Source organism: Alcanivorax sp. DP30 (genome assembly GCF_009882945.1).
Lineage (GTDB): Bacteria > Pseudomonadota > Gammaproteobacteria > Pseudomonadales > Alcanivoracaceae > Alcanivorax.
Genome location: NZ_WTUY01000004.1, coordinates 805388 through 830188 on the forward strand (window position 1 = coordinate 805388; position 24801 = coordinate 830188).

The 24801-nt window shown below is 58.0% G+C and carries 17 protein-coding genes; 13 read left to right on the forward strand and 4 right to left on the reverse strand.

Annotation, left to right across the window (positions count from 1 at the left end; all coding sequences use genetic code 11):
• The first annotated feature begins 284 nt into the window (after positions 1–284).
• Entirely contained in the window at positions 285–1694 is a 1410-nt protein-coding gene (locus GQF00_RS10035; RefSeq protein WP_161319008.1) for an aldehyde dehydrogenase, read from the forward strand.
• Between the two features lie 813 nt (positions 1695–2507).
• Here GQF00_RS10035 and GQF00_RS10040 read toward each other — a convergent pair.
• Together GQF00_RS10040 and GQF00_RS10045 are read right to left on the reverse strand one after the other, a co-directional pair.
• The gene (locus GQF00_RS10040; RefSeq protein ID WP_161319009.1) at positions 2508–5651 is read right to left on the reverse strand and encodes an efflux RND transporter permease subunit; all 3144 of its coding nucleotides are present in this window, start codon (positions 5649–5651) and stop codon (positions 2508–2510) included.
• On the reverse strand, positions 5648–6850 hold the full coding sequence (locus GQF00_RS10045; protein ID WP_161319010.1) for an efflux RND transporter periplasmic adaptor subunit: 1203 nt from the start codon (positions 6848–6850) through the stop codon (positions 5648–5650). The genes GQF00_RS10040 and GQF00_RS10045 overlap by 4 nt, the downstream gene beginning before the upstream one ends.
• A 768-nt stretch (positions 6851–7618) precedes the next feature.
• On the opposite strand from GQF00_RS10045, the gene GQF00_RS10050 reads away from it, so the two are divergent.
• The 5 genes from GQF00_RS10050 (at position 7619) to GQF00_RS10070 (ending at position 18235) form a co-directional block, all read left to right on the forward strand.
• Positions 7619–8113: a DUF11 domain-containing protein gene (locus tag GQF00_RS10050; protein WP_161319011.1), complete on the forward strand. Its 495-nt coding sequence runs from the start codon at positions 7619–7621 to the stop codon at positions 8111–8113.
• Positions 8114–8210: 97 nt separating this feature from the next.
• Entirely contained in the window at positions 8211–9416 is a 1206-nt protein-coding gene (locus GQF00_RS10055) for a hypothetical protein (RefSeq protein ID WP_161319012.1), read from the forward strand.
• A gap of 61 nt (positions 9417–9477) precedes the next feature.
• A complete protein-coding gene (locus GQF00_RS10060) occupies positions 9478–10617 on the forward strand; it encodes a hypothetical protein (RefSeq protein WP_161319013.1) in 1140 nt (379 codons plus the stop codon).
• 7 nt (positions 10618–10624) lie between these two features.
• Positions 10625–16036 (forward strand): OmpA family protein, encoded by a 5412-nt coding sequence (locus tag GQF00_RS10065; RefSeq protein WP_161319014.1) that lies wholly within the window; start codon positions 10625–10627, stop codon positions 16034–16036.
• Positions 16037–16078: 42 nt separating this feature from the next.
• Complete coding sequence (locus GQF00_RS10070) at positions 16079–18235, forward strand: proprotein convertase P-domain-containing protein (RefSeq protein WP_161319015.1); 2157 nt, start codon at positions 16079–16081, stop codon at positions 18233–18235.
• Positions 18236–18320: 85 nt separating this feature from the next.
• Here the strand turns inward: GQF00_RS10070 and GQF00_RS10075 are convergent, their stop codons facing one another.
• On the reverse strand, positions 18321–18527 hold the full coding sequence (locus tag GQF00_RS10075) for a cold-shock protein (protein ID WP_007149147.1): 207 nt from the start codon (positions 18525–18527) through the stop codon (positions 18321–18323).
• A 275-nt stretch (positions 18528–18802) separates the two neighbouring features.
• Between GQF00_RS10075 and GQF00_RS10080 the strand changes: the two genes are divergently transcribed.
• The 7 genes from GQF00_RS10080 to GQF00_RS10110 all read left to right on the forward strand — a co-directional run bounded on the left by GQF00_RS10080 (position 18803) and on the right by GQF00_RS10110 (position 23888).
• Positions 18803–19171, forward strand: a complete 369-nt coding sequence (locus GQF00_RS10080; RefSeq protein WP_161319016.1) for a YidH family protein — start codon at positions 18803–18805, stop codon at positions 19169–19171.
• A gap of 62 nt (positions 19172–19233) precedes the next feature.
• Positions 19234–19791 carry a CoA pyrophosphatase gene (locus tag GQF00_RS10085; protein ID WP_161319017.1) on the forward strand — a complete coding sequence of 186 codons (558 nt, stop codon included), beginning with the start codon at positions 19234–19236 and terminating at the stop codon, positions 19789–19791.
• A 98-nt stretch (positions 19792–19889) separates the two neighbouring features.
• Complete coding sequence (locus GQF00_RS10090; protein ID WP_161319018.1) at positions 19890–20489, forward strand: lysophospholipid acyltransferase family protein; 600 nt, start codon at positions 19890–19892, stop codon at positions 20487–20489.
• A gap of 78 nt (positions 20490–20567) precedes the next feature.
• On the forward strand, positions 20568–21425 hold the full coding sequence (locus GQF00_RS10095) for a PA4780 family RIO1-like protein kinase (protein ID WP_161319019.1): 858 nt from the start codon (positions 20568–20570) through the stop codon (positions 21423–21425).
• 228 nt (positions 21426–21653) lie between these two features.
• Positions 21654–22397, forward strand: a complete 744-nt coding sequence (locus GQF00_RS10100; RefSeq protein ID WP_161319020.1) for a helix-turn-helix domain-containing protein — start codon at positions 21654–21656, stop codon at positions 22395–22397.
• Positions 22398–22489: 92 nt separating this feature from the next.
• Complete coding sequence (locus GQF00_RS10105; protein WP_161319021.1) at positions 22490–23407, forward strand: alpha/beta fold hydrolase; 918 nt, start codon at positions 22490–22492, stop codon at positions 23405–23407.
• 16 nt (positions 23408–23423) lie between these two features.
• Positions 23424–23888, forward strand: coding sequence for a hypothetical protein (locus GQF00_RS10110; RefSeq protein ID WP_161319022.1), 465 nt, complete (start codon positions 23424–23426; stop codon positions 23886–23888).
• A 68-nt stretch (positions 23889–23956) separates the two neighbouring features.
• On the opposite strand, the gene GQF00_RS10115 is transcribed toward GQF00_RS10110, so the two are convergent.
• Positions 23957–24715, reverse strand: coding sequence for an outer membrane protein (locus tag GQF00_RS10115; protein WP_161319023.1), 759 nt, complete (start codon positions 24713–24715; stop codon positions 23957–23959).
• Between the last annotated feature and the right edge of the window lie 86 nt (positions 24716–24801).

Here is a 24801-nt window from a genome sequence, read left to right on the forward strand (position 1 = left end):
CTGGCCAGCATTTGTCTGATACTAAGTGAATTGAAATCAATGAGCCATGGGTGTCTGAGGCTGTTGTGAAGGGTGACATAACCTTCACGGCAACCTTGTTAAGGCGTTGACTCCAGTCGCATGAATATACAGGTGAAGTTGTTGCGTCTACCTTTGCGCTTTCACAGTCAGGAGATGGTGTTTTTGGTCAGTTGAATGAAGCAAATCTCATGGTGCCGTCCCAGTACCCGTGAAACACTCTGTTTCCAGTTGCAGTGTTTGCAGGCACATCAAGGAGACAGGTCATGGGTGCGGTACTCGACGACAAAAATATCAATCAGTCACAGGACTGGGCCGCGGAAGCGGTGACCAGGCAGCGTCGTTATTTTGAATCCGGCGCAACGCGAAGCTATGCATTCCGCATCCAGCAGTTGAAGAAGCTGAAGAGTGCGCTGGTAAAGTATCAAACGGAAATTCAGGAAGCGCTGAAAGCCGATATTGGCCGCCCGGAATTCGAAGCCTATATCGAGATCAGCACTGCCTACGAGGATCTCAAGCACACCATCAAGCACCTGAAGAACTGGATGAAGCCCAAACGGGTGGCCACCACCATGTGGGCGCAGCCGGGTCGCAGTCGCATCGAGTCCGTCCCCCAGGGCGTGACCATGCTGATGGGACCGTATAACTATCCTTTCCTGTTGCTGGTGCAGCCGTTGATTGGTGCTATCGCGGCGGGTAACACCGCTGTACTGAAGCCTTCTTCCCTGAACCCCACCGTGGCAGATGTGGTTGAGAAGATGATGAAGGAGTGCTTCAGCGAAGAGTATGTGGCCACGTTCAAGGGTAGCACCGAAGTGACCAATGCCCTGCTTGAGCAGCGCTTCGATCACATCTTCTTTACCGGCAGCCCGCGGGTGGGCCGTATTGTCATGGCGGCCGCGGCCAAACACCTCACCAAGGTGACGCTGGAGCTGGGCGGCAAGAGCCCCACCATCATCCACAAGGATGCCAACCTGAAGATCGCCGCCCGTCGTACCCTGGCCGGCAAGATGCTCAACGTGGGCCAGACCTGCGTGGCACCGGATCACCTGCACGTCCACAAGGACATCAAGGATGCCTTCGAGAAGGAGCTGGTGGCTACCCTGAAGGAATGGTACGGCGACAATCCGGTGCAAAGCCCGGATCTGGGCCGCATGATCAATGATCGTCACTTCGAGCGGGTCGCGGCTCTGATCGACAAGGCCAAGGTGCTGACCGGTGGCCAGACGGATGCAGGCCAACGCTTTATCGCACCAACGCTGTTAAAAGATGTGAGCATGGATGATGCGGTGATGCAGGAAGAAATTTTCGGTCCGGTATTGCCAATGGTGACCTACTCCTCGCTGGAAGAGCTGATCGGCAATATCAAGAAGCTGCCGGAACACCCGCTGGCGTTGTATCTGTTCACCGAGAGCAAGGATGTGGAACAACACGTGCTGGCCAACACCCAGTTCGGCGGTGGCTGTATCAACAACACGGTGATGCATGTGGCCAACCCCAACCTGCCTTTCGGCGGAGTGGGTGAGAGTGGCATGGGTGCCTACCACGGCCAGAACTCGTTCAGCGTGTTTTCCCACCAGCGCAGTATCCTCAAGGCCACCACCCTGTTCGATATCAAGATGCGCTATGCGCCCTATGGTGACAGGGTCAACATGATCAAGAAGATGATCAAGTAGGGGCCTTCCAGCCATAAAAAAAACCTGGCAAATCGCCGGGTTTTTTTATGGTTCTTCGCGGATGAGCACGAAAAAGATTGGTCGAACGTCTGAAGTCGGACGTCTGACGCGAAAGACAGAAAACGGCAGCATCAAAGCTGCTGGCACAAACACAAGAACAATCACAAGGACAAAAGCTGGTCGCGATCCACTCCTGCATTGCACAAATCAGCTATCACCTGACCGCGTGATTTTGGGTTCAGCGTCAGACTTCAGACGTCCGACCTCTGGCATGACGGCATAACATTCCCTCAAATCTGCGATGAACCTTTTTATGGCTGAAAAGCAGCAACACGCTTTAAAAGTCACAAGCGGAAAGGTTGGATGCATTCGTAACGGATGTGGCTGCCGGGATTTTCGATGCCACTGCAGGAGCGCCGCTTGAGGCGCGAACCGTGCGAAGCGCGGAGTGGATCGCAGGGTCGATCAGGGGTTCCAGGCTATGGAAGGTTTCAAAAAGGTGTGCACGAGCTGGCAGAATCTTCCCTCGCCAGGGCTCGGGTTCGCGCCGCGAGCGACGCTCCTACAGCGGCCGGATATTGTTGTAGGAGCGATCGTTCGACCGCGATAGCTGGTTGAAAGCGGTTAATCGCGGTGGAACCACCGTTATTCGCTACGCCTACCCTTCGGGCCGCACTGCGTGCGTTACTGCGCTACGCTACGTTCCTACAGCGGCTTCGTAGTGAGGTTAGCAGCAGTGTGCTGGCCGTCATTGGGTAAAGCACAATCCTGAAAACTCGAAACTCGAAACTCGAAACTCGAAACTCGAAACTCCTACTTCAGCAATTTCTGTTTCAGGGTTTCCCGGGTGCTCTGCACGATGGCATAGAACGCGGGAATCATCGGTGTGCCTATCAGCAGTGCTGCCAGCATCCCCCACATCACCGTATGGCCCAGTGAAAGCTGACTGAACATGCCGGCGCCGCTGGCAAAGGCCAGCGGCAAAATGCCCAGCACAAACGACAGGGCGGTCATGCACACAGCGCGGAAGCGCAGGCGGCCGGCTTCGGCGGCGGCTTCCAGAATGGACAGGCCGCCTTGTTCTCGCCGTTCACGGGCGAATTCCACAATCAGGATGGCGTTCTTGGCGGCCAGGCCGATGAGTAACACCAGCCCCACCTGGGCAAACAGGTCCAGCGCGCCCAGCTGGGGAATGCCGATCTTCCCTACCATCAGCAGCCCGCCGATGGCCCCGGCCACGGCGATGGGAACCACCAGGATAATCGCCGCCGGCACCGACCAGCTTTCGTATTGCGCCACCAGGAACAGGTAGATGAACACCATGGCCAGGGCAAAGGCGATACCGATCTGGTTGCCGGCCTTGCGCTCCTGATAGCTCTGTCCGGTCCATTCCACCTGATAGCCCTCCGGTAATACCTCGGCTGCCACGCGTTCCAGTTCGGCCATGGCATCACCGCTGGAGACGCCCTCGCCGGGCTGGGCGCGGAGAATGGCGGAGCGGTACAGGTTGAAGCGGTTGGTGATGTCGGCGCCCAGCACCGGTTCGGTGGTGAGCAGGGTGGACAACGGCACCATGTTGCCGTTGCTGCTGCGGGCATAAAGCCGTTCGATGTCCTTCAGGTCGGACCGGTAGGCCGGATCGGCCTGCATCATCACCCGGAAGGTGCGCCCGAACAGGGAGAAGTCATTGATGTAGCTGGAGCCCAGCTGGCTCTGCAGGGCGGAGAAGATGTTGGTCAGCGGTACCTGCAGGGTCTTGGCCTTGTTGCGGTCAATATCGATGCGGTACATGGGCACGTTGGCCCGGAAGCTGGTGGAGGCGCTGCCAATCAACGGCGACTGGTTGGCCGCCGCTGTCAGCAGCTGCATGGCCCCGGCCAGATCCGCATGGCTGCGCCCCAGGGTATCTTCCAGCACCAGTTCCAGGCCGCCCACGGCGCCCATGCCCGGTACGGAGGGCGGCGGGAAGGACTGGATCTGGGCTTCGGGAATGGTCTGGTAAGCCTGCTGGGTAACCCGCGCCGAGACGGCCAGGGAAATGTCCTGGAAATCCGGCCTTTCATCCCAGTGCTTGAGCACCACAAAGCCGGTGCCGCCGTTACTCTGCACCCCGCCGGTGAGCATGGAGAAGCCGGCAATCATGGTGGCGGATTCCACCGCCGGGTCATTGTCCAGCAATGTCTGCACCTGTTCGATAACGGCTTCGGTGCGGTTGATGGACGCCGCGTCCGGCAGCTGGACATTCACCAGCAGCAAGCCCTTGTCCTCCATGGGCACAAAGCCGGTGGGCACGGCGCGGGCACCAAAGAACAGGCCCAGCATGATCAGCGCATACAGCACCAGAGTCAGGCCGCGTCGGCCCAGCAGGCCGCCGACTACCCGGGAGTAGCCCAGGGTGACCTTGGCAAAGCCCTTGTTGAAGGCGCGGTACCAGGCGGCTTCGCCTTTATCCCGGCGCAGTACCAGGCTGGCCACTGCCGGGCTCAGGCTTAATGCGCAAATGGAGGAAATGACCACGGCCACACAGATGGTTACCGCGAACTGGTTGTACATGATGCCGGTGATGCCAGGCATCAGCGCCACCGGGATGAACACGGCCAGCAACACCAGGGTGGTGGCGATGATCGGCCCGGTCACCTCTTCCATGGTGCGGGTCACCGCGTCACGGGTGGTGATGTTGGGATCTTCATGAAGGTGCCGGTCGGTGTTTTCCACCACCAGGATGGCATCATCCACCACGATGCCGATGGCCAGGATCAGGCCAAACAGGGTAATGGTGTTGATGGACATGTCCGCCACCAGCATGATCGCCAGGGTCCCGATCAGGGATACCGGGATCACCACCGTGGGGACCAGCGTCGGACGCCAGTCACCGAGGAAAATGAAGGTGATCAGGATGACCAGGCCCACGGCCATCAGCAGCGAGGTGGTGACCTGGCGAATCGCCACTTCCACATAGCGGGTGGTGTCGTAGCCGATGGCGTATTCGAGACCGTCGGGGAAGGTTTTGCTCTGTTCCTCCAGTGCCTGCTTGAGGGCATTGCCGGTGGCCAGGGCATTGGCGCCCGGTGCCAGATAGGCGGCCATTACCGTGGTGGGATGATTCTGGTAGTTGGCGGCAATGCTGTAGGAGAGCTGACCCAGTTCGATGCGTGCCACATCCCCCAGCCGTACCATGGCGCCGTTTTCGTCGGCACGCAGGATGATGTTTTCAAATTCCTTCACATCCTTCAGTCGCCCCTCCAGCTGCAGGGCATACTCGGTGCTGAGGGTGCCATCGAAAGGCGGCGCGCCGATTTTGCCGGCGGGTGCCTGCACGTTCTGTTCGCGCAGGGCATTGGAAATGTCGTCCGGGGTAATGCCCAGCGCGGTCATCTGTGGCGGGTCCATCCACAGGCGCATGGAATAGTCCGCGGAACTGAACACGCTCACATCGGAGACACCTTCTACCCGCTTGAGCGGGTTCTGCACATTGAGCAGGCTGTAGTTGGCAATGAACAGCTCGTCCAGGGAACCGTCCGGGGAATACAGGTTGATGGTGAAGAGTATATCCGGGGAACGCTTGTCGATGGTCAGGCCCTGGGCGCGGACTTCTGACGGTAGCGAGGGCTCGGCCAGCTTGACGCGGTTTTGCACCCGCACCAGGGCCATGTCCGGGTCTTCGCCTACCTCGAAGGTAATGGCGAGGCTATAGCTGCCATTGTTGGAGGAGCTGGACGACATGTACGCCATGCCTTCCACCCCGTTGACCACATCCTCGATCACCTGCCCCACGGATTCTTCCATGATTGCAGCGGAGGCGCCGGGCCAGCTGGCGCTCACGGAAATCTGCGGCGGCGCCACTTCCGGGTATTCGGAAATGGGCAGCAGTTTCATGGCCAGCAAGCCGGTGAAAGTGATCACCAGGCCCACCACCATGGCCAGCTTGGGTCGTTGAATAAAGACGCCGCTGATCACGGAGCAGTACCCCCGTTGTTGTCCGTCTCCGCTGACGCGTTCGCCTTGGCAGTGTCGTCGCTGTGGGCTTTTTCGGACTGGCTGCCGATATGGGGGGCGGTGGCGGGCTTGTAGCTGGATGCCCGGACTTCACTGCCGGGGCGCACTTTCTGGATGCCACGCAGGATGACTTTTTCCCCGGCCACCAGCCCTTCGGTGACCAGCACATTTTCGCCGAAGCGGTCGCCGGTCATCAGGTTGTTGCGCAATACCCGGTTATTGGCGTTGACGGTAAAGACGTAGGTGCCTTGTTGATCCACCTGCAGGGCGGCCTGGGGAATCATCAGGCCGCTCAGACTTTGCTTGAGGCGGACATGGGCCTGCACAAACATGCCGGGGCGAAGCAGGTCGCGGGGGTTGGGCATGGCCGCGCGAACTTCCACGGTGCCAGTGTTGCTGTCCACCCGGTTGGAGACGTAAACGATGTTGCCGGTGTAGGGGTACTCGCTGCCATTGGGTAGTTCCAGACCCACTTCAATCTCTGACGGTTTGGGCTGGTTGTCACTCATGGCCGCTTCAGTGAGCAGGCGCTCGGGGATCTGGAAAACCGCCTGCATGTCGTTGCCGCCCACCAGGGTGGTCAGGGTGCCGAAACCGGGGCTGACCACATCGCCAACCGAGGCAATGGAGCGTCCCACCCGCCCGGCCTGGGGCGCCTGGATATGGGTATAGGACAGATCCACCTGGGCACTTTCCCGTGTGGCGCGAGCGGATTGTTCCGCGGCTTCCGCTTCCTGCTGACGGGCCTTGAGCGTGTCGTACTCCGAATCGGAGATATACCCCTTGTCCACCAGCTTGTTGGCACGGGCAAAGTTGCTTTTCGCTTCTGCCAGGGTGGCTTTGGCCCGCTCATGCTCCGCCTTGGCCCGCGACAGGGCGGCCTCATAGGGGGCAGGGTCGATATCGAACAGGGGGGCCCCGGCTTCCACCATGTCACCCTCGCGGAAATGCACGGCGGTGAGCTTGCCGGACACCTGGGCGGTGATGTTCACATCGCTGCGCGAATCAATCCGGGCGGTGAAGGTGCGCTCGGGCTGGTAGGGCTGCTCGCTGGCGGTGACCACAAACACTTCCGGTGGCGGGGCTGCCGGGGGCGGTGCGTCGTCGCAGGCACCAAGCAAAAGGGTGGTAAGAGGCAGGCCCAGTTTGATCCAGCGCATGGCAGATTCTCTCCGTGATTCCGTCGGTGTAGTTCACCGAATCCTTTATTCCAGGCTCACTCTAGCATGAAGCCTGTGACAGCGGAGCGAGAGGGGAGTCGCTGGAAGGGTGCTAGCGGTGAGCCTCTTCGGCCTGTCAAAACGCCAGGGATTTCAGATTATTCCGTGTTCAGTGCAGGCATGACGACATGGGGCTGGCTGGCTCAATTAGCTTGCGTGCCAGAATGCCCGGCAGGGGAGTGCGCAGGCCGTTGCCGGGTCAATGCTGCCTTGCATCAGGGGATTTGGCTACCTGAAACCTGCTGATTTCCACTGTTCTTGCCGTTTCCCCCGGCCTTTTCGCTAACTTCCTGACATAAATCAATTTTTAATCTTTCTTTAAGCTGTGACGGGTACTATTATTTTCGTATCTGTGACGGGGGTCACAAACCAGAATAACGACAGGGGTTCTCCCCCTATTTGCGGCTTGTGACAAGGATGTGCTCAGGATGGATCGGGATGGGATCAAAAATGTCACTGGCTGGCTCTTTGTGACACAAATCACACTTATTTTGTCTAAAGTCGCACGGTTTGTGACGCTTTTGTGTCGCCATCGGGCCGTATCCCGGGTCGATCATGACCACATATCACTCCAATGGCGCCTTTCGTCGCCAAATCACTGTCAGTGGTCACTAATGGCACATTTCTTTCTTTTTCCAACGGGATACGCGGCTTGTGAAGCCCGCGATGCCCATACCTGCATGACCTGACTCCCCCAGGAGGACAACCATGAACACGCGACTACGTTTTCTCACGGTACCGGCAGCCCTGCTGTGCTCCGGGCTACTAATGGCCGGTGCGGCACAGGCTGCCCCGCAGGTCAGCGTCACCGTCAAGGTTGAGCGCGATGTGCAGACGACGGATGCCGACGGCAACACCGACGTTCAGCGTCAGGAGGCTGGCGACGCAGCGCCGGGCGAGACCTTGTACTACACCATCACCTACGCCAACAGCGGCGATGAATCGGCCACCAATGTGAAGCTCGATAACCCCGTGCCTGATGGTGCGTCTTTTATCGCCGGCAGCGCCTGGGGCGAGGGAACAGACATGCTGTTTTCCATTGATGGCGGCAAGAGCTTCAAGAAAGCCGCTGCCCTGACCTACTCGCAAGGTGGCGAAACACGCACGGCGATGCCGGAGCAGTACAACGCGCTGCGCTGGGTGGTTCCTGATATCCAACCGAATACAACGGGCAGCGTGGGCTTCAGCGTGCTCGTCAAGTAAGTGTCGACCTGACACGAATCCAGGCATTCCCCGGGTGATGATTGCGCCGCGCCATCCGGGTGGTTCCAAAACGGCGCGTACATAGAGGACACCTCTTATGAAATCGCAAGCTGTACGCTACCTTGGCGCAGCCTTGCTGGCAGGCTCGATGATCTCACCGATCACGGCTTATGCCAGTACAGCGGCCAACACCTCCATCACCAATACGGTGACGGTCAACTTCGATGATGCCGCGGGGAATGCGCAAACCGCTGTCACTGCCTCGGTATCTTTCTCTGTCAATCTGGTTGCTTCGGCGCCGATTCTGTCTGCACCTGCAGACGTGGATCCGGCGACGGAAAGCACCCTGTACAACCAGGTCTATACGGTCACGGCCACGGCCAATGGTAATGACACCTACAACATTACCAATGCGTCTGTGAATACCAATATGGATGGTGATCCGGCGTTTGGTGGCGATGCCTCCATCGTGCTGGGTGGCAGCACCACCGCCGCAGCCATCACCGCCGGCGCGACCACCTTCACGGTGCCATTTGATGGCACAGACGATAGCGAAGTGAACCTGATTGCGGTTGGCGACACCATCGTGCTGGACCCGACGGGTACTGCCGAGGTGGCTACCGTGACGGCCATCGATGAATCCACCGGTGCAGCCAACAACACGGCCACGATCACTGTTGGCTCGGCGCTGGCAAACAGCTTTGCTGCCGGTCTGATCATCGGTGAACAGGGCACGGCGACGATCACTGTCACCACCGATACCGTGACCACGCCGCCTACCGGTACGCACAACGTGACGGTGACCTATACCTCCGTCGCAGATGCTGGCGTGACGGCAGACGACAGTGTGCTGTACACGGTCTATCGCTCCGCGTTGACGGTAACCAAGTTTGTTCGCAACGACAGCAACCCCAACGGCACGGGTACGTCTACCAGCTTCAATGGCCAGACCTATTACGACAGCGGTGTGAACGGTAACCCCGGCGACACCATGGAGTACCTGGTCGTAGTGGAAAACCCGGCGGGTTACGGCGATGCCCAAAACATCGTGGTATCCGATCCTGTACCGCAATTCACCACCTATGTTGCCAGCTCCGTACAGATGGATGTCGACGGCGGCGGTTTGGTGGGTTATGCCGACACCGCAGACAACGGTGATGCCGTAGAGACCGATGGCAGCACCATCTATGTCTACGCGGGTGTGGGTGGTGACGATACGGCTGCAGGCCTGGGTAACGGTACCGGTGGCACGCTTGCCGGTGGCGAAACGGCTTCTGTGCTGTTCCAGGTCACTATCGACTGATAGTCCCCCTTGATCGGGGCCGGAGTCCTCCTGGCCCCGTTTTTTTAAGGAGAAAAATGACATGAAAGCCCTGACAAGGATCCTCGTCAGCATGGCAGCCGCGTTTGCGTTGCTGCCGGCGACGGCATGGTCTGCGGTGGGCGGTGGTGCGGTCATTCATAATGCCGCAACCCTGTCATTTGCAGGTGGTCAGGTTACGGTGACGGTAGACGTTACTGTGTCAACGGTCGCCTCGGCACCGGTGTTTGATGTCAATCAGACAAACATAGACAGCTACCCGGGTAGCGTCTCTGACTTCCTCTACACCATTAGTGCCACGGCCAATGGTTCTGATACCTATAACCTTTCCACCAGCAGTGTTGATGTGGATGTCTCCGCACCCGGAGCATTGACTATTACGCCGGCAACGGTTGTTTTGGGCGCGTCGATTGCGTCGCAGGATTCCGATGCTGCCGGTAACGTTTATATTCCCGCGAACTCGGAAGCGGACCTTGCGGTTGGCGATCGGGTTCTGGTGACGGTTTCAGGGAACGATTACGTTTACGAAATCGCGACCCTGACACCCGGCACCCCGACCAGCACCGCAGGCAATAGCACCACACCGGAAACACCAACTCGCCTGACGCTGACACCGATAACCGGTGGTGCACCGGCGATCAGCACCGGTGTGATTCCGGCAGGCACACAAATCGGTGAGCAGCAGGTGCTTACCGTGCAGGTTACCGCTGGCACGCCTGCAGCGGCAGGGGTGAATGGTCTCCACACTCTGACAGTATCGGGCTCCACCACGGCATTAAGTGGCGGTAGTGCGGTGTTGTTTGATGACGGCCTTAACGCCACGAACACCGTGTTGTCTGGTGAGGGGAGCTTCACCAAGGAAGTGCGCAATGTCACTAATGGTGGCAGCTTCGCTACCAGCGGGGTTACGGCAACCACCGGTGACGTACTTGAGTATCAGCTAACCGCAGCGAGTCTTGCCGGTTCAAATCTGGTGGCAGCGGTGGTGGAAGATACGGTACCGACGTATACCGCTTACGTGGCGAACAGCACCACCCTCAATGGCAATCCGGTTGCTGATGCGGGTACCACTCCCTTCCCGCTTGATGAGGGCGGTATTCCGGTGAATACGCCGTCGGGCGCCAGTGGTGAGTTGATAGATGGTGAAAGCGCCATTGTGATTTTCCAGGTCACGGTGGACTGACGCCATTATGAATGCAGCGTTGCGACGCCTCAGAGACACGCGATTCCAGTCTGGCATGATGCCGGACGGGATGGTTGCGCGTGTCTGCGTCCTGCTGCGTTTGTGGTTCATGTCGTTGTGTCTGCTCGGTCTTGCATCAGGCGCGCAGGCTGCATACCTGATTCAGGGCGCGACGCCAGCAACGCTGACCTGGAATGGTGCGGTTGCGGCAGTAGAAGCCAGTGTGGTTGTCACTCGCTACGAAAAGATCACTCTTTTCCGCTATGCAGACGGGGCCACGCCGGTAGCCTCCCCCACGGTTTTTAGCGGTAACTATGCCAGTGCGGACAGTCTGTCGGGTTCGACGCCGGCATTGCTGGGTGCTTTGCCCGTACCGCTGGACAGCAACGGCAACCCCATCCCATTGGATCAACCGGTCCCTCTGATCCCGGCAGACAGTGGAACTGGCAATCAGGTTAGCAACAACGAACCGCTGTTCATCCTCGTCGAACAGCCGGCACTACCACCCGGTGCCTTTGGCACACGACCGGATGGCCGGAACTTCATGGCTACCACGCTGGTTGTGGACGGCACTAGTGGCACCAGTAGCTACATCATCACGCTGGTGGAAACGGCACCGGGCAGTGGTGACTACGCCGGTTACTTCATGCCTTCCCCTTCAACACCGGTTTTGGCCGGGGATACCTTGAGTCTGGCCTATGACCAGTATGGTGATATTGACGACAGCAACACCGCCAATGGGCCGTCCTTTGTATCGCCGGTGGTTGTCGATAGTTTCGAATTGAGCAAACAGGCTGGTGTGTCTGCCGCTGCGCCCCCTTCGCCTACTGGCAAGTCACTGTTTCTGAACAAGGAGGCAGTGCGAGGCCAGGTCACGATTGGTGATATTGCTCCGTATCGTCTCAGCCTCACTAACAACGGTGCCAGTGTCAGCAATGTGCAGCTGGTGGATACCTTGCCGCCAGGTTTTCGTCTACGCGAAAATTCTGTAATGAGTAACGGCCGCAAATTGCCCGCTACGGTTGATGGTGATGGCCGAACTGTCAGGATTAAACTCGACACTCTGGGTGCCGGTGAACAGGTAATCGTCAGTTATGTGGCCGACGTGACGCCACTGGCGAGTGTGGGGGTGGCCACCAATATTGCGATCGCCCGAAGTGGCGGTGATGCCTCCAATGAAGCGCGCGCAGATATCACGGTCGAGCAGCCCTTCTTCAATGATCGTGCCTTCCTGATGGGGCGGGTGATGGTCGGTCAGTGTGGAGATTACAGCGCAGAAGGTCTGGAAGGCGTGCGTGTCTATCTGGAAGACGGCACCAATGTGGTGACCGATGCCCGTGGTCGCTGGCATCTTGAAGGCGTTCGTCCCGGCACCCATGTGGTGCAGATCGACGATGATTCCTTCAGTCGTCGTTACAGTTTGAAGCTGTGTGAAGACAACAGCCGAAAAGCCGGTAATGCCCGCTCCCGTTTTGTTGAAGTGCAGGGTGGAACCCTGTGGCGTGAAGATTTCTGGGTGGATGCCAAGCCGGAAGTCAATGCGCTTCTGCAACAACGAATGATTACCGAATTCCGTGATGGTCGCGCCCATGTCCGCTTGCCCATCAGCAATGGCGAAACCGAGTTTCGCAAGATTGAAATCCGGCTATTCCTGCCCGACAACATTAGCCCCGTTTCCGGCACCGCCCGCATCAATGGTCAGTCAGTTGGTGACGGTCGCGCGGTTGAAAACTACTGGCTGTTTGAGCTGGATGGCAGCGGTGATTACTGGCAGCAGGAGCTTGAGCTTGATCTGGATATTGATCCTGGCTCCAGAATGACGGGCAGCCAGTCCATTCTGGCAAAAACCACCGGCATCACGGCCCGCGGCGAGCGACACGAATTGATGTCGACGAATCAGATTCTTGCAGATGCGGCCAAAGTTGAAACCCGGGAACTGACGTTGCGTCCCCATTTCGAGCCTGGTTCGGATGTGCTTGGTGCAGAAGATGAAGCCATGCTGGATGACATTGCCGATTCACTGCGTGGTTATGACGGCATCCGCTTGTACGCGGTAGGTCACTCCGACAATGTGCCTTTCAAGCGCAATACGAAAGCGCTGTTCAAGAACAACAAGGCGCTTTCCCGTATGCGCGCCCATGCTGTGGCCGAGTATCTCCGTCCTCTTCTTGGCTTGTCTGATGAGGCAGTGACGGTCGAGGGCGCTGGCGAGGATTTCCCCCTTGCCAGTAATGACAGTGAGGCCGGCCGTGCCATGAACCGTCGCGTGGAACTGGTAATCATCAGGGAGCTGCGAGTCAAGGATGCGAATTTCAGTGTGGTCGAGGGTGATAGCGGGATGAATACCACCGACGCCATGCAGAAAGGATATGCGGAAAGTGCCCCAACAGGCTTTACCAGCCTGCACGATAATATGAAGGTAAGCCTTCCCGTATTGAGTATCAGTGCCGCCATGGACAGCAGGCTCAAGCCTCGACTGTTGCTCAATGGCGAGGAAGTCAGCAATGACCGCCTCGGCATGACGCTGCAGGATTCAGCAACTGGCCTGACACGCTATACCTGGGTGGGTATTGATCTCAAGCAAAGTGGTGACTATACCTTCGAGCTGCAAGGGACAGGGCCGTTTGGAAACGTTCGTTTCAGTGATGTGGCCACCGTTACGCGTACTGCTGAAATAAAATCCATCAAGGTGCTGGATAGCAGCGGCAATGTGGCAGATGGCAAGACACCGGTACGCGTCAAGCTGGAGCTGATCGATGACTTTGGCCGCAAGGTTGAATCGCGCACCGATCTGCGCCTGCTTAGCGGTAATCTGCGCCCGCTGCTGCCTGAAGGGCAGCAAGACCCGCTCAATCTGAAAAGTCATATTGTGCAGGTGGACAGCGAGGGTTATGCCTGGTTTGAACCGGTAAGTAATGCCGGGACTTTCCGTATCCGGCTGGCCTCAGACAAGATTGAAACCGATGATCTGGAGGTCAGCGTTGATCCGTACCTCAGAGACTGGATTCTGGTGGGTTTTGCGAAAGGCACGGTGGGTTATAACACCCTGGATCACAACCTGGAAAACATGCCGGGTGCAGAAAAAGATGTGTACACCGACGGTGAGTCCACCTTCTATGCGCGCGGTCGGGTAAAAGGCTCATGGTTGATGACTGTTGCTTACGACAGTCAGCGGCAGGCCGGTTACAACCCCCATGGGGAAGTGCTTGATCCCGACGCCTGGTACATTCTCTACGGTGATGACACCACCCGACTGCACGATGCCCCTAGCCAGGAAAAACTATACCTGCGACTGGAGCGTAAAGATTTCTATGTCCTGTTTGGTGATTACCAGACTGACATGACCATCACTGAGTTGAGCCGCTATCAGCGTTCGTTGACCGGTCTTAAGAGTGAATACCAGGGCCGGAATGTCAGTGCCAACCTGTTTGCTGCCGAAAGTGCCAATGGCTTTATTCGCGACGATATTCGCGGCGATGGCACCTCCGGGCTTTACCGCCTGACACGTCAGAACCTGATGCCGGGAACAGAGCAAATTCGTATTGAGGTACGTGACCGTTTCAACAATGAGCTGCTTTCCAGTGAGTCGCGCACCCGTTTTATTGACTACAGCATCGATTACCGAACCGGCACGCTTTTCTTCCGTGAACCCATCCCGGTACAGGACGGGCAGTTCAACCCGATTTATATTGTGGTGGATTATGAGGTGGACGCCGGTGAGGAAAATGTCACTGGCGGTGGCCGTGTCGCGGTACATACCCAGGACAAATCGCTTGAGATCGGCTTGAGTGCGGTGCATGAAGGCACCGAAGGTGCCAACGGTGATCTGGGCGGCGTGGACCTGACCTGGACACCGGATGAGCACCACACTCTGCGGGCCGAAGGCGCCTACAGTGATCAGGAAATCGCGTTGTCGTCCACTGACAGTCAGGATCGTGCCTGGTTGGTGGAACATGAATACCTGTCTGACAGATTCGATTCCCGTTTGAGAGTGGAGCAGCGTGACGGCGGGTTCGGTCTTGGCCAGCAGGCGGCAAACGACGACGACATACGGCAAAGTTCAGCTCAGGGGCGCTACCGGTTTACCGAAGCCTTGTCCGTCAACGGTGAGTTGCGTCGTCAGGAAGTGCTCAGCAATGATAATACCCGTGACAGCGCCGAGAGCACGCTGCAGTACGATCGGGAAGACTGGCGTGTCTATGGCGGCGCACGTCGTATCTCGGATCAGGTTGCCGGTGAGCAGTACTTGTCCAATCAGATGATTGCCGGGGCAGAGCGGGATTTCATGGAGGATCGCTTACGGCTTTCTGCCAAGGGCGAATCCAGCCTGGGCGGTGAAGATAGCAATACCGATTATCCGAAACGCCTTACCCTGGGTGCGGATTACCGGCTCAACAAAATCGCCAGCCTGTACACCAACCAGGAAATGGCCTGGGGCCACAATTACCGCAGTCAGGAAACCCGCAGCGGCGTGCGTGCCACCCCTTGGTCTGGCGGCACGGTTACGACCGAAGTAGGGCGCGCAGCAGATGAGTACGGCCCTCGCCTGTTCAGCCATGCGGGTCTGTATCAGACGCTGCAGCTCAACAGTCAGTGGAGTGCCGATGTGGGTTTTGATCGGGCGCAGACATTGAGTGATGACACGCTGACACCGACCTTTGATGACCGGCGCCCTCTGGCCAGCGGCACACGTTCCGATGACTATACCGCAGGGTCCCTGGGGCTCGGCTATCGGGATGGCGCCTGGAGCCTGACCAATCGGGCTGAATTCCGTCATGCGGATACCGATGACAAGATCAGCCTGTTGAGCGGTTTCCAGCATCGTCTGGATAACGTGAATACCATTGCCGGGCGACTGTTCTATTTTGATCGTGATTTTGCCGGTGGCGAGGAAGAGTGGGAAGGGCAGCTGGATTTCAGCCTGGTGCACAGGCCGCTGCACGGCAACTGGTTTGTGCTCAATCGCACCCAGCTTATTCTGGATGCCCTGAGCGATAGCAATGGCGATCTGCGTGGACGACGTCTGGTCAATAACACTGCCGCTAACTTCAAGCCATCAGAGCGTCAGCAGCTGGCCCTCAATTATGGTGCTCGTTATGTTATGGACACCGTCGACAGTGAACGCTACACCGGTTACACCGACCTGATTGGTGTTGAGTACCGCTACAACCTGACTCGCCAATGGGATGTGGGCGCACGCGGTAGTGTTATGCATGGCTGGCGTACCAAAACCATGGATGTGAGCAGTGGTGTGATGGTGGGCTTCTCTCCGATCCGTGATGTGTGGATGAGTCTGGGGTACAACTTCAAAGGGTTCTACGATGCCGATTTCACCGGTGCCGAAAGCCGTTTGGGTGGCATCGTGTTTGATTTCCGCATCAAGTTTGACCAGGACACTTTTCGCCGCAACGGGGATTGATCGCCTGCGGTGAGCGAGATGATGACAAAGTGAGACGTGGCCATGAAGGAAGATGGCCTGAACCAAGGTGATGGCATGTTGCCGATAAAATGGCATAACAAGATAACCGCATTCCAAGCTGCCGGGTGGCTATTGCCCCTGGTGCTGGTGTGTGGGCCTGTGCATGCTGCCCAGACCTCCTGTGCCAATAACGGTGGTGCGGGTTGGCCGATTACCAATGGCTCGCAGACGACCATCGACATCAACTACGACTTTGCTGATCTCGGTGAAGTCACGGACATCAATGTGGATGTGGATATTTCCCACACCTACACCGGTGACCTGACGGCGCGTATCACGAGTCCGCAAGGGTCCACAGTGAGCCTGTTTGAACGCCCCAATACCGCTGCGGCCTTTAACCAGGATACGGGGCCCTATGGCTGTTCCGGTAACGATATTGACGTGCTCTTCGACGACGAATCACCGAATGGTCCATTGGAGAATGCCGCCTGCGGCAATAACCCGGCGTTTAGTGGCACGCATCGTACCCACAATCCCGCGCCAAATAATTTGAGTGCCTTTGACGGGCAGAATCCCGTTGGCATCTGGAATTTCTTTTTCATGGATCCGGTCAGCCAGGATACGGGAACCATGAATGAAGCCTGTATCGTGGTGTCTTCGGCGGCGGTGACCTTTGATCAGTGGGTCAGCAGTAATGCAACCTGTAGCGATCAGCTGGATAGCCTGAGCATTCTCAATGGCAGCAATGTGTATGTCTGCTATACGTTGACCAATCCCGGTGATGAGGCGCTGGTTCTCAATAGTGGCGACTGGAATGACAGCCTGGGGAATGATCTGTCATCGCTTGAAGGCAGTTACGCCCCTGGTGCCACCCAAACACTGAACTTTGGTCCCTTTGTTGCCGGCAGCACCACCTTCCCCCTGGGTGTTACCAATGCGACCGCCGATGTCACGCTAACCGGAAACTCGGTGAATTTCCCTTCGTCGCGAACCCTGTTTACTGATGAGGCAGCTACCGTTGCGGTCGCTAACTCGCCGCCGGCCACGGGTAACAAGCCGCTGTATCTGTATAGCAACAATGATCTGTCGAGGGTGCCCACAGCGGCGAATCAGGCAGAGATCACCTTCAATGCAGGCATTAGCCGCTCTTGGACGTTGACGCCTGCGCTACAGAGCAGCCTGGATTTGAATACGGCAGGTGGGCAGATTCCCGTTACGCTTTATCTCCGTAGAAATGGAAACTACGGGGGATCGTTTCAGCGGGACATGACTCTGACCATTGCTGGTTCAGCCTCCGGAGTCATTGGTACAACATCTACTTCAATCAGCATGGATGGTACGTCGACCGCTTACACCATCAATGTACCTATCACCGGAGCCAGCACCCTGGTGAGTGGGGAAGCCATTACCTTTACCTTTACCAACAATACGTCCGGCCAGCGAGGCATTCTGTTGGACCCGTCCGATGGCGCCAACAATCGCTCCCTGATCAATCTTCCCTCCAATACCGTCATCAATATCGACAGTATTCAGGTCTATGACCAGAGCTACGCGACCAACCCTGCTGCTACGCCGGTGAGCAGCATCCAGCCGGGACAGACCGCCTATATCCGTGCCCTGATCAGCGACCCGTTCGGCAGCTTTGATATTTCCTCGGCAACCATCGACCTGACTGACCCGGCGTCGACGCTACAGGTGGATGATGGCGCAATGACTCTGGTATTCGACTCAGGCACCAATACCGGCCTGTATGAATATGCTTTCAATGTGTCGCCCTTCGTGGTGCAGGGGGAATGGCAATTCTCGGTAACGGGCAACGAAGGCACGGAAGGGGTGTTCCATACGGATTACATCGACTTCCCCATTGTCGCCCCGCCGGCCTTGAGTGTCGTCAAGACAGCCAGTGTGGCCAGTGCCAGCCCGGGAGATCCGGTCACGCACTTCATTACCGTGACCAACTCCGGCAGTGGGCCGGCCAGCAATGTGCATTTGTCGGATAACCTGAGTCCGTTTACCACCCTGAATACGGGAAGCTTCAGTTGCAGCAGTGGCTGTCCTGGCTCAGGGGTAACGCTGGGAACGCCCAGCTACACCATGGATGGTGGTGGCAAGATCATTCAGTGGGAAGTCGACATGGTGGGTAGCCTCAATGCCGGTGGTGGCAGTTTTACCATCCAGTATCAGGTCAATGTGGATTGATCGTTGGCCCCGGCGGGTTTTCTGAGGGGAAATGAGGCATAAAAAAAGGCGCCCTAAGGCGCCTTTTTTTCACTGGAACAGTTGCTTACAGAGCAACGATGTTCTCAGCCTGCGGGCCTTTCGGGCCCTGAGTCACGGTGAACTCGACAGCCTGACCTTCGGCCAGAGTCTTGAAACCGGAACCAGTGATAGCGCTGAAGTGAGCGAAAACGTCCGGGCCGTTTTCCTGCTCCAGGAAACCAAAACCTTTAGCTTCGTTGAACCACTTAACGGTGCCTTTAACTGTAGACATAACAATCTTCCTGAGAATGAAGTTTATAGGTGTAGCTGAAAAACGATGACTTGGACTTCAGGACTGCAGGACGAGTTATACAGAGAAAACAACGAAATGAAGTACGTGATTCAAGTGCGATCTTTTAGCTAGGGTGAACGTTATAGGGATTGCCGGCGGCTGTCCACCTAATTCGTGATTATTTGTCGGCAGGCAGGGCGGGGCACTGTGGCTGCGGTGTTCCGGGCCCAGCGGCTTCGCTATGCTGAAGAGGACGTCTACAGGAGGGCAGTGGTATGCCAGAAGAGAAGGACCCGAGAGTGCTGTTTGCGGCTGAGCGAACCCTGCTGGCCTGGAATCGCACCAGCATTGCCCTGATTGCGTTCGGGTTTCTGGTGGAGCGCTCCGGCATGCTGATGCGGATGCTGTCATCGGATACCCCGGATCAGGTGGGGCAGACGGTGACCGTGCTGGTCGGCCTGTTGTTCATTCTCATTGGTGCGGGCGTGGCGATATTTGCTTCCCGCCAGTACGCCCGTCTGTTGTCCACCCTGAAACCCGCGGATTTCCCGGACGGTTATGCCGCGCGCTGGGGGATCGCCGTGAATGTGGCGGTGGCTCTGCTCGGGCTGGCGCTGGCGGTTGCCCTGTTTCTGGCCCGATAGGGCAGGGGCGGAAGGGGGCGCAGTGCTAAGCTTGGCAGGACTATCATCTGCAAGGTGTCCGCGTGCCTGATCTGACCTGGTTAAAGACGGTTCGTCCCCAAAAGTTACCCTTTCGACGCCATGTCACCCGTGCGGCGGTGGCGCTCATCGAGCGTGGCCAGCGTGAAGACAGGGAGCTGTTCTTTATTCAGCGTGCCCAGCGCCAGGGGGATCCCTGGTCGGGCGACATGGCGTTTCCCGGTGGACGGCTGCAATCCGGGGACAGCTCCAGCCGCGACACCGCCATGCGTGAAACCCGTGAAGAAACCGGCCTCGATCTTTATCGCAACGGCGACTACCAGACCCGGCTGTCTGACCTGCTAACCCGCCATCACAGCCGCTGGCGGCCCATGGTGGTCACGCCCCATGTGTTCACCTGGGGCGGTGACGGTGCTCTCAGCCTCAACCATGAGGCCCGTCGTGGAGTCTGGATACCGGTCGATTACCTGGCTGATCCGGCGAATCACTCCACACTTCAGGTGTCCACCCCGCTGGGGCCGCTTCGCTTTCCCTGCTGCCGTTATGAGGATTACTGCATTTGGGGATTGAGCTACAGCATGATGCGCGAGTGGCTGGATTGACGGTAGACGTTTGCCGTTGAGCCCTCGGGCCACTTTGTCACAATGCGAAAGCCTGCCCTGACCGGTACACTGCTTCTTTTGTTGCATAGGGGGTAGTCATGCAGGCACCACAACAGGTGGGTAAACGTCGCACTCCGCTGGCCCAGTTAATCGGCCAGGCTTTATTGCGCATGACCGGCTGGAAGGCCGGCCCTTTTCCGGATATCGAACGTGCCGTGATCGCGGGCGGTCCACACACCTCCAATTGGGATGGCGTGATTGCCCTGGTCAGTCGTTCTGCCCTGCAGAAAGACGTGAATATCATGATCAAGCACAGTCTGTTCAAGGGACCGCTGGGCTGGTTGCTGCGCAAGCTGGGCGCCATGCCCATTGAGCGCGGGCGAGCCGGGGGTGTGGTCACCCAGACCGTGGCGCAGTTCAAGAAGCGCGATAAACTGCTCATCGCGGTGACGCCAGAAGGCACCCGCAGCAATGCTACGGAATGGAAGCTGGGCTTCTATCACATCGCCAAGCGCGCCAATGTGCCCATCATCCTGGCACTGGCGGATTATCAGAAAAAAACCTTCAGCTTCCCGGCGGTGATTTATCCCACTGACGATATGGAAGCGGACTTGCAGAAAATCTATCAGCACTTTGCCACGGCGACGCCACGCCACCCTGACAAACTGTCTTTGCCCGTCAAGGCGTACTACGGATAACTCCTGCGTCTCGGTTGGCGGCTCGCCATTCTGGAAGCAGGGGCATCCTGATTGCCTGAAATAGGGTATAAAGGCGGCATGAAAACCCCCAAACGCATACAGCCCCTGGTCGATGATGGTCTCGTCGACGAAGTCCTCAGCCGCCTCATGAGTGGCAAGGAGGCGGATGTCTTTGTGGTGCGCTGTGGCGACGAGATCCGTTGCGCCAAGGTTTACAAGGACGCGGTGAAGCGCAGTTTCAAGAAAGCGGCCCAGTATCAGGAAGGCCGCAAGGTGCGTAATACCCGCCGTGCCCGGGCCATGGAAAAGGGCTCCAAATTCGGTCGCGAGCAGCAGGAAAAAGTCTGGCAGAGCGCCGAAGTGGATGCCCTGCGTCGCCTGGCCGATGCCGGTGTGCGGGTGCCTCGTACCTACGGCATGCTGGAAGGTGTGCTGCTCATGGAGCTGGTCACGGACGGAGACGGGGAGGTGGCCCCGCGTCTTGGCGAAGTGGTCATGGATGCCGAGCAGGCTCGCGAAGACCACACCCTGATGATGCGCTTTATCGTGCGCATGCTCTGCGCCGGTCTGATCCACGGTGATTTGTCTGAATTCAATGTGCTGGTGGACGAAGAAGGACCGGTGATCATCGACCTGCCCCAGGCCGTGGACGCCGCCGCCAACAACAACGCCCGTGCCATGCTCGAGCGCGACGTGAATAACATGCGCCGCTACTACAGCCTGTTCGCCCCGGAACTGGCAAATACCCGCTATGCCCAGGAAATCTGGGATCTCTATGAAGCCGGGGAACTGACCCCGGACACTGAACTCAGCGGCGATGCAGAAGAAGACACCCACGAAGCGGATGTGGATGACGTGCTGGCGGAGATCAAGGCGGCGTTCGAGGAAGAAGAAGAACGCAGGCAACGGCTAAGGGACGCCGAGCAGCCGGATTGATGGCCAAGATACCGAACAGGCGATCCCAGACAATAACGGTGCCACCGAAGTTGCGGTCGTCCGGGTTGCGGCCTTGGTGCACGCGGTGGTGTGAGTGGCGGTAATGCGTATGCCCGCTTTGTTCATGATTGCACTACTATGCGGGCAGGACAGGACGGAGCAGGGCTTGCCTCTTATGCCGGATGTGTGTCGTCCAGACACTGAATGACGCTACGGGTGACAGGGAGCATGGAAAAAGACTGGAAACTGGATATCGTTTTTTCCGACAGCGTCGCCATCTTCCGGGGGCATGTGGGGCCCAACAAGCCGCACAGTCACTGGGCATCACAGCTGACCATTGCACTGGACGGGGAGCTGGAATTCGAGGCCGGTGACGCCGGCCGCCGTCATGCCAGGGCGCTATTCCTGTCGTCCAACGTGAAACATCAGCTGTACTCCGGTTATGTCTGTTCCATTTACTTCGACCCTCTGGCGCGATCGTCACTCACGGCGCTGGGCGAGGGACGGGACGCCGGCTGGGCGGCGTTGACGGCTGCAGAGCTGCCCGCGCCCCTTCGCCAGCTGTCGGCGGACAGTGACCTTCGCGCCCTGCTGGAATCGGACCTGCTGACGGTGACGCCGCCTGATACAGCCGAAGAAGGGCGCTTTCGCGACATCGTTAACGTGATCACCGCCCAGCTGCGCGCCGGGAACGATCCGGACCGGGAGGTGCTGGCGGCACAGGCACGCCTTTCGCCCAGCCGCTTTTCGCACTGGTTTGTGGAGCAATCCGGCATTCCGCTGAGGAGCTACAAGAAATGGCTCAAGCTGCGCATGGCCATGGATGCATTGCTGGACGGCGTGAATCCCATGGAGGCAGCCATGCAGGCGGGCTTCAGTGATTTACCCCACATGAGCCGTGCCTTCGCCGAGTCCTTCGGCCTCACCTACATGGACGCGCTCCACGCCTTGCAGCAGGCTCAGCACCAGTAGCTGTTTCGTTCAATACGGAACCCGCCTTCATCGCTACGCTTATCCCATGACGTGACCGTCGCCAAACGGCGTGACAACAATCGGGAGAGCGCATGGACGTGAGAAACGGGTTTGTGGATATCGAAGGCCATCGGCTGGCGTGCCTGGCGGTGAATGAACACCTGGCGCAACCTGACGAGCCGGCAGTGGTGTTCATTCATGGCGTGCTGGCATCGGTGAACTTCTGGCGCGCGGCCCTGCCGGCGGACTATCGCGACAACCGCCCCTGGTATGCCCTGAGCCTGCCCGCGCATCCGCCTTCCACCGCCCCGGCGGACTTTCAGCCGGAGCAGGTGGATGATGACTGGTTCTACCGGATCATGAACGGGGCCCTGGAACAATTATTACAAGGCCGAAAGGCCATCGTGGTGGGCCATTCCACCGGCGGCTTCGCGGCCCTGAATCTGGCCCTTCACCATTCGCCTCACGTGGCGGGCATTGTCAGCATCGCGGGTTTCCACAGTGGCCAATGGGGCGGGGTGGAAGGGGCGTTGGTGAAGCTGGCGGGCCTGGGCCACTGGGCGCGGCCATTGTTTGCGGCCAATCTTGCCATCGCCCGGCACAGCCGTTTTGTTCAGAAAACCTTCGCCAGCCTGCTTGCCAATGATCGCAAGGCGTTCCTGCGCCACCCCCTGAGCAAAGCCATGCTCGACAACCTTCAGGCAGACACCCAGGCCCAGGATGCCAGGGCCCTGTTCTGCCTGTTCAACGGCATCAGCAAGCTGGAAATTGGCCACCGGTTGGAGGCGATCCGCGTGCCGTGCCATCTGTTTATCGGCACCCACGATCCCGTGGTGCCCACGTCCCAGTCAGCGCTGCTGGCAGCCCGCGTGCCCCACGCCCGCACGGAGGTGTTCTGGAATGTGGGCCACATGCCCTTCATGGAGAGTCCTGAGCGCTTCGCCACCGCCCTGGAGCGGGCGATCACCGATATCCATCAACGTTACCATCGGGTAGCCCCGGCTGCCTGACCTGAGGAGAACCCAGATGAGCTACCCGGAATACCAGGCTGACCTGCAGCGGATTCATGAATCGGAAGTCTATGGCCGCGCGGTGTTTGATACGGCCGCGCGATTGGCTCGCGATCCGGCGCGCCGAAAAAAATGGCTGGCGCTGAAAGCGCTGGAGGAACAAACCCTGCAACACTACCTGGACTACATGGCACGCACCGGGCAGACCGTCGTAGAGCCCAAGGGGTGGGCCGTGAAGGGCCGTGCGGAGGGGGCCGCCCTGGCCGTCATGCCCTGGCGTCTGGCCATGATTCTGGTGCGTAATGCCACGGGCCCCTTCCAGGAAAAATTCCTGCGCCTGAAGACCCATGCACAGGAAGAGGAGCGCGAATTCTTCGCCTATGTGTACGCCCATGAGAAAGCCATTGAAGCCTTCGCGAAAAAGGAACTGGCCAGAGAGAAAGGCAGCCTCAAGGCCATTGAAAGCCTGTTGGCGGGATAGGCAGGACTACTTGGGAGGGTGTGGATGAGGAGCAGACAATGGCGCAGGCTAGGCCTGCGCCATGTGCTTTAGAATGTGTATGCCGCGCCAACTTGCAGGGTCTGGCTTACGACTTCTACATCTGCTTCAACCCCGAAAGACTCTCCCAGTTCTTGGGTGACGGGGGACAGCTCGGCAGTGCCAAGATCCGCGTAACGATACTCGGCTTTAACAGAAAAGTTATTGCCGAGCGATTTTTCTACGCCTACGCCGAGCGCCCAACCGCTGATATCGTCATCATCCTTGAAGGACTTCGGAGCAGACCCAGGGTTACAAATAAAGCCGTCGGAAGGACAGAAAGAGGAAGACTCAACCTCAGTTTTGGTAGCACTAAGGGTGCTATAGACCATGGTCGTTTCATCAAGCAGATAGCCGCCTTTTACACCCAGCAGGTAAGTCGCATTAACGTCTACTTCGGTGCTGGTTGAGTTGTTGCCGCCATCATCAAAGCCGGGGACGAAATTAATGGAATCGCTGATGTCACTGTCCTGGAATGCCAGCTCGAAACCGAGAATGACCTTCTCGCTGATAGCCAGGTTGTAGCCAGCAAATACGCCATAGGCGAATGCAGAATCGTCCATGGATTCCGTCTTGTCGCCAACGGCCGCGAAGGTATCGTTATTGCTAAAGGCGCTTGAAAAGGTTGTCGTCTCCCAATCCATGCTGACATCTTCGTAGCCCAGGTTGGCCCCGGCTTGAATACCGGAAAATGCATTGTCCGCAAAACCGCAGACAGGCAGTGCGGCAATCGAAAAAGCTGCAAAAGTGAGCTTCATTCCTGATTTCATATTGTTCCCCGAAAAGTGATAAACCGGTGATACTATTACGCCGGGCATGGATCGGCAAGAAGCCAGAGCAAATGTAGGAAATCGCT